Source organism: Cobetia sp. MC34, from assembly GCF_018340035.1.
Taxonomy (GTDB): Bacteria; Pseudomonadota; Gammaproteobacteria; order Pseudomonadales; family Halomonadaceae; genus Cobetia; species Cobetia amphilecti.
This window is the reverse complement of sequence record NZ_JADPPY010000060.1, coordinates 1-6547: the sequence shown is the minus strand read 5'-3', so window position 1 is coordinate 6547 and position 6547 is coordinate 1. Positions and strand designations below refer to the sequence as shown.

Here is a 6547-nt window from a genome sequence, read left to right as displayed (position 1 = left end):
ATGACGTCGCCGGACGGCGGCTGGCCTTCGGCTTGTTCACGGCGGCGCTGCTCAATGAGTGCACGCCCTTCAGCGGCTGAGAGTTTCGAGTTACGGATTGGACCAGTTGAGCGACGGCTTCCATGGGTGCCTCCAGCGTTGCGTGCAGTGTTGTTCGATGTGTTGGCGTTCTGGCTCATACGGGCCTGGCGGGCCGCCTCTCGCTTGCGGTTCTCACTCACCCAGCGCATGAAGCGAGTACACCAGGCATGCTGCGAGTGCCTCCGGCCCGGCTGATCCGCGAAGTGCGCGGTGAAGTCCGCCAGCTCGGCGGCATCCCATGTCAGGTCAGGCTGACCACGGCGCACTGTTTCCGTCTGCCAGTAGCTGGCATCCGGCTGCCAGTCCAACGTCATCGGCACCTGACGGGCGCCGGCAGTCGCTTGCGGCTGGCCGTTGTCAGTTTGCTGGGACGCTCGTTCGAAGATGCTCGGCTCGCCCGCGCTAGAGAGAGAGGGGGGAGGATCATTGGAACCCTGATTCGTCGGAGATTTTTCCGACCCTGGTACGGATATTTTTCCGACCCCGCTCGGAGGTTTCTCCGAGGTCGGATTTTTTTCCGGCCCTTGAGAATCAGGCACCGAGGGACAGATCGGAGATTTTTCCTCCCCTGCCGAGCGGTTCCAGGTCACCCCCTTCTCGGTTAGGCGCATATACGTCCGGTTGTCGCAACTGGTCATCACGATCAGGCCGAGCTTGGCCAGCTGCTTCATGAGTCGGTAGGCGGTGTCGTGCTTATCAGTCAGCATCGGGAGCTCTTCGCAGATCTTCCCCTTGCCGATGTTGTAGTAGGTGTGGCCATCGATCTGACGCGCATTTGCCCAGGTAGGCACCTGATGCAGAAACGCAAACAGCATCGCCTGCTGAGCATTGAGCCCCCACTCGACGGCCTTGACTTGGTTGATAGCAACGAGGTACTGCATCAGCGATATCCCCGCATCGAGCATTGGCGACTCGTTTGTGATCGATGCAGACTCATGCCTCACCTCCCGCCAGTGTCAGATATTTGGCAGCGCGGGCCTGATGCCACTGCATGCTGCCCAGATCGCCGTCCTTTTCGCCGCGACGGGCCGCCAGCAACGCATTGCACTGGTGCCAGGCGGCATAGGCCGAGTGATATTCGCCGGTGAGGCGCGGCTGGTCTGGCAGCAGCTCCTTCAGCTTGGCGATCTTGCGGCCAGCACGAGACATCTCTGTCTCAAGGCGTGCTGAACTCATTCGTGCCGTGATGCTCATGCCGATACCTCATCGCCCTTGGCGGCCACGCCCAGTGACAGGCGCTCGAAACGTCCTGCCTCGCTCATGTGGTGGTCGATCGATAGAGTTCGTCGGGCAGCTGCCTGCGCCGTCTCACCCTGTCCCTTGCCGCATTCCAACAGGGCCACCACGGCCAGGTGGTGCTGCATGCTCATGCGCAGGTCAATCACGCCACCCACTCGCTCACGCTTCTCGATCATCACCGCCAGCCGATAGGTCTCGGCCTTGAGGGATTCACAGCTCCAACCGCGATAGCTGATCAACATCTGCCTGGCTTCACTCGTCTTGATCGTCATGCCATACTTCCTTGGCGTTTTGAGATGCTTCCCCCGTACTGGTTTGGACGCCTTCGGGGGATTTTTGTATCTGGTGCCCGGTTATCGACTCACCACCTTCAGCGGCTTGCGCATCGCCTGTAGCTGGCCCATCAGGGTGCTCATCTGCTGCTCAATGGCCTTGTGTTGCGCCTCAAGCTGCGCCGCCTCTTCCTCGTCTACCTCCCCATCTGCAATCGCTGCCTGAATCAGCGCTGCCATCGCGCCCTGCCCCTGCTGGGCATCCAGCACTGACGCGAACACGTCACCACGGCTCACCTCGCCCTTCTCGCAGCGCGGCACCGCCACCATGCCCAGGTGATCAAGGAACGGGGCGATCAGGCGCAGCTGGTGCTCGCGGTCCACGTTCCAGAAGATCCCCACCACGTCGATCAGTCGCATCGGCATGGGGTCTTCCTCGGCCACCCGGCGGTAAAGCGACTTCACCGACATGCCGATATCGCTTGCCAGCACCTTGGGGCAGCACTCGAAAACCACGCCATGCACCGCATCCAGATAGGTATCCATGTCACGTTCGGGGGCTGTATGGCTGTCCATGGTGAATCTCTCCGTGTTCGTTCCGTTTAAGCCGATATGGGCGGCTGGCTATGCTGTGGGTGTCAGGCGGTGTTCTTGCTAGGCATGAAGTGATCCCGGATTTCCGAAGCCTCAAACACAGCAGGTGAAAGTCCCGCGATGGCCTCTGCGTGACTGGTTTCGCCGGTGTATTCAGTTCTTGGAAGGCATCCCCTCTCGATCCACTTGTAGACGGCACGGATTGAAACGCCGCAAGCCTTGGAAACCGCCCCCACACCTCCTGCCTGCTCGACCAGTTCGCGCAAGGAGTTCATTTGTTTGCCTTTAGAAATGTACCAGAAGTACATAATAGACATGTACTGAAAGTCAAAGCAAGTCCTATCATCATTGGACCCATGGTTCATACACTGTCTGAACGGGATGAGTTCGCCTCCCGCCTAAAGAAAGCACTTGCCGAGCAGGGCATTCCTGATCGCGGTCAAGGCGTGCGTCTAAAAAATCTCACAGGCGTCACCCCTAAGGCCGCCAGCAAATGGCTCAATGCTGAGTCAATGCCGGGGCAGTCCAAGCTAGTGCTGATCGCCAAGGGGCTAAACGTGCGTGCGGAATGGCTGAGGTTCGGAACCGGGCCAATGAGAGAGAACAGCAAGAATGAGCTGGTTTTCCATGAAGCCGAGTTTGTGGATGGAGACGCTCCACTCCGAGAGGATGAAGTTGAAATTCCCTACTTCCGGGAAGTTGAGATGGCCGCGGGAGATGGCCGTACACAGGTGATCGAAAATCACGGAGCGTATATGCGCTTCAGCCTGCCACGCCTGGCCCGTGCAGGTGTAGATCCCAAGCAGGCCGCCTGCGCCACTGTCACGGGCGATTCAATGGAGCCAGCCATTTTCGACGGCTCCCCCATCGGTATCGACAAGAGTTGCCGTCACATCATCGACGGCAAGATCTACGCACTGGATCACGGGGGGATGCTGCGCGTGAAGCGACTCTATCGCCTGCCCTTGAACCGTATGCGCGTGGTCAGCGATAACCACATCGAGTATCCGGAAGAGGTCTACACCCTAGGGGACCCCGACGCCCCGAAAATCATCGGCCGTGTCTTCTGGTGGGAAGTGTTTGCCTAACGAATTCCTCTCGCGCACGCGTAACCAGAGAGAGGTTCAAGTGGTAGATTCATGGTGCGTCATTGGTGTCAGGGTCCCCCTGACATTTTGACATGGGGCCACACTGAACAAAACTTGAAAGCTGCTATATAGTATTGATACATAATAAAACTCCAACCCAATTTGCACACACACTGTAAACGTAAATTATTCACACTCAGGGACGACTATGATTAGCAAGGACAGAGCCGCATCTTTCTACAGCATGAAATTTAAGGCAGCAGTCACATCTCATCCAAAAAAAGGGGAAAATCACCCTAAAATCCCTGCTCCCTTTATTCAGAATGCAATAACCATAATAGAAAAAGCAGCCCATAAAGACTACAAACTAACAAAAAACTCCGAAGTATTTGTAATAAAAGATGTGTGCATAAAACCAAAATACATTTTAATGCTAGTCAGCTTCACTAGCGATAGCTACTCTGACCCTGCCTATCTGGACACTAGCAACAACAATAGAAATGAGGTAACGAAAAAGGAAAGCGAGAGAATGGAATTCTCTTGCCACATTATGATCGCCAAGAAAATGGATAACGACAGCTGCAACATGCTTGTTGAGAAAGTTCCAGGGTTCACTAAAGCTAAAATAAAGCTCTTTATCAACAGCATACTTAGGAAGTACAAGCAGAATAATGCCAATAGCAATGAATTTGAATTCAACCATCCAGATGGATCCTTAACAAAAAGCAACAAGCCGAGAAAATGTAGAATATCTTTAAGTGTAGATATTAATGGCTGCCCATCTGACCGGTTAATCAACGATTTAGAAAATGGTACTATTAAGGGATTAAAGCTGACCCATAGCACCAAGAAAACCCCTTGGGATAGCGCTGGGTACTTCGAGGAAAAAAACTCTTCTGTAGGTTTCAAAGTGAGCGCCCCTTCAGGTAGTCGTGTTCAAGCTATTAGAAATTTTGTGACACAGATTCTGCCCAAGCGTGGCGACTTCAGCTCTGCTAGGATACAATTCACTCCGCCAGGTCAAACCACAGGCACTGAAAGTGCGTCACTAGACATCGATGCAAAAGACCCTTTCAGTTGTGAATACTTCAACAAAACGATTAGTCTAAATTATTCTGCTCAACATACCTCCTATAGTGGCTTCATCAGTGAAATTATTAAAAGCATGGAAAAACACTTGAGGGTTGCATGATGATACTAAAAGTACTCACAAGACCTTTAGCTTACTTAACAATATCATATCCAAGAAAATGGATTGTTGATTGGCTAATTCCTATTCTTATAGCGATACCAATTACCGCCATAGTCATCATGGGGGATCAAAATTCAAAAGAGACGCTATTAATATCATTCTTAGAAAATTCACTGGCTCCAGTAGTAAGCATCCTACCAGGGTTCTATATTGCAGCACTTTCTGCCATTGTAGTTTTCAATAGAAATGATATTGACATGCATATGCCAGAACCTACTCCAAGAATCAAAACATCAGCAGGGTCTTTACTACTTTTGACCAGAAGGAGGTTTTTAGCTTTAACATTCTCCTTTCTTACGGCCCAATCTTTAATCACGCTAGTAGCTATAAGTCTATATCCATCGGCAATATCGATTATCGAGATGCTGCAACCCCCCAACTTAATAAAATCACTCTCTCATTTTTACTTCTTACTAATTGTATATATGTTTTCTCAAATTATAGTCGTAACTTTTTTGTGTCTGTATTATCTAGGCGAAAGGTTATTGCAGCCAGATCCCTAGCTAGCCTTTGAATCGTTCGGCTTCGATCACACCGAACGAAGCAATACAAATACGCAGACCACCGGAACTTAAAGGCTCTGCGATGAGAATGCCAGCGGCTAACCCTTTCACCCTCAGCCAGACCAACCCGCCACGATGGCGGGTTTTTTTTGGCTAGACACAAAAGTGTACCATAAGTACTTGACCAAACTTGAACCGATAGTTCATATTTGATCCATCGACGCGGCACATCGCCATCGTCACTGAGTGGATTGGAGCAGCCCATGACCGACACAGCCCGCAAGCATCGTTCAACCATCACCCTCGCCGTCATCGTCGGCGGCCTGGTCACGCTCGCCAGCCTCACCCAGCAGACCGATGGCCCGCGCCAGCTGACCGCCAGCGAAGCCGAATACTGCGAGATGACCGCCATGTGGCAGGAAGACGCCAAGGCCGGTTTCGTCGAATCACAGCGCCGCGGCTGGCCGGACTTCCATCGCAATGCCGCCAGCCTCTGCACCCCTCAGATTACGCATGGTCAGCAGCTTGCCAGTCGCTGATCGGACCTCGCCCCACGGCCAGCAGGTGGTGCCAGTGGGATTACGAGCATAACCACCCGCAGGTAAGGCGCCGGTTCCTCCCTTGCGCTAGCGGCCTTACCCCCGACACCTGGGCAAGTGGTGTGACAGCTGGAGAGACAGCGCTTATCAGAGGGCATCGGCACTGCCGGTATCGCCTGATGAGCCCCGAACCGCCGGGCAATGCGGCTGCTCTTTAACAATCAGGCATGCCCAGCCCGCCCGTAGCGCTAGACACGCGAGAGGCCGCTGGGAGTACGCTCTCGCCCAGGGCTGTCGAAATACTGGGCATACGACCTCGCCGGCCGTGCCTCCATCACTTGTGCACCGGGCTGCATCACCGGCGTTGTAATGGCCCTTAGAATCTCGACGATGCGATTGAGCCGAGAGGAGGGAAGCCCACGCCAAACCACAACGGAACCGGATCATCTGGTATCGCAGCTGGATGAAATGGCGCTGCCCTGGGCGAGATCAGGGCATCCAAGAAAGGCCATCAGCAAGCCGTCACTCTATGTGTCGACTTACCCATGCCCTTTCCCTGCAGTGCCTGTGCTTCCCGTCACGTCCCTGACGGGGTCTTTTGGCACCACCCTTTTCATCGTGTCTCTCGGCGCACCTTGCCCGCCCCAACCGGCGGGCCTTTTTGTGCTCACATGCCAGTCTCTTCTGGGGGCTGACCTGTGCGTTCAACCACTCAAGGAGGACAGCATGACGCTCTTTCTTCGATCTCGGGTCACCGTCGATGGCATCACCGCGACAATGGCGGAACACGCCGAGCGGCTCGGTATCGGGGAAGGGACACTCATGTCCCGCATGACGCGCTTGGGTCGTCATGACCCGATACTACTGCTTGAGCCAGCCACCAGGTCTCGCAAGCCAGTGCCATCACCCAGTCAAGAAGAGATCATCAGCACCTTGAGGCGCACGCCCGCCGGCCTGTTGGCAACTGCCAAACGACTGG

At 54.1% G+C, this 6547-nt stretch carries 10 protein-coding genes; 5 read left to right on the top strand and 5 right to left on the bottom strand.

Annotated elements, in window-relative coordinates:
* From IZU87_RS16815 to IZU87_RS16795, 5 genes are all read right to left on the bottom strand, one after another.
* On the bottom strand, positions 1–986 hold a 986-nt coding region (locus tag IZU87_RS16815; RefSeq protein WP_213115303.1), incomplete at its 3' end, for a DnaT-like ssDNA-binding domain-containing protein.
* Positions 987–1014: 28 nt separating this feature from the next.
* On the bottom strand, positions 1015–1230 hold the full coding sequence (locus IZU87_RS16810) for a hypothetical protein (RefSeq protein WP_213115302.1): 216 nt from the start codon (positions 1228–1230) through the stop codon (positions 1015–1017).
* Positions 1231–1271: 41 nt separating this feature from the next.
* The gene (locus tag IZU87_RS16805; protein WP_213115301.1) at positions 1272–1592 is read right to left on the bottom strand and encodes a hypothetical protein; all 321 of its coding nucleotides are present in this window, start codon (positions 1590–1592) and stop codon (positions 1272–1274) included.
* An 81-nt stretch (positions 1593–1673) separates the two neighbouring features.
* Positions 1674–2168 (bottom strand): phage regulatory CII family protein, encoded by a 495-nt coding sequence (locus IZU87_RS16800; RefSeq protein ID WP_213115300.1) that lies wholly within the window; start codon positions 2166–2168, stop codon positions 1674–1676.
* Positions 2169–2230: 62 nt separating this feature from the next.
* Positions 2231–2503, bottom strand: coding sequence for a helix-turn-helix domain-containing protein (locus IZU87_RS16795; protein ID WP_213115299.1), 273 nt, complete (start codon positions 2501–2503; stop codon positions 2231–2233).
* A 39-nt stretch (positions 2504–2542) separates the two neighbouring features.
* Here IZU87_RS16795 and IZU87_RS16790 point away from each other — a divergent pair, with 39 nt between their 5' ends.
* From IZU87_RS16790 to IZU87_RS16770, 5 genes are all read left to right on the top strand, one after another.
* Entirely contained in the window at positions 2543–3274 is a 732-nt protein-coding gene (locus IZU87_RS16790; protein ID WP_213115298.1) for a S24 family peptidase, read from the top strand.
* 208 nt (positions 3275–3482) lie between these two features.
* A complete protein-coding gene (locus IZU87_RS16785) occupies positions 3483–4466 on the top strand; it encodes a hypothetical protein (protein WP_213115297.1) in 984 nt (327 codons plus the stop codon).
* Positions 4463–5029, top strand: a complete 567-nt coding sequence (locus IZU87_RS16780; RefSeq protein WP_213115296.1) for a hypothetical protein — start codon at positions 4463–4465, stop codon at positions 5027–5029. Before IZU87_RS16785 ends, IZU87_RS16780 begins: the two co-directional genes overlap by 4 nt.
* 263 nt (positions 5030–5292) lie before the next feature.
* Positions 5293–5568 carry a hypothetical protein gene (locus IZU87_RS16775; RefSeq protein ID WP_213115295.1) on the top strand — a complete coding sequence of 92 codons (276 nt, stop codon included), beginning with the start codon at positions 5293–5295 and terminating at the stop codon, positions 5566–5568.
* A 726-nt stretch (positions 5569–6294) separates the two neighbouring features.
* Positions 6295–6547 (top strand): hypothetical protein (locus tag IZU87_RS16770; protein WP_213115294.1); only part of this gene is annotated, 253 nt, incomplete at its 3' end.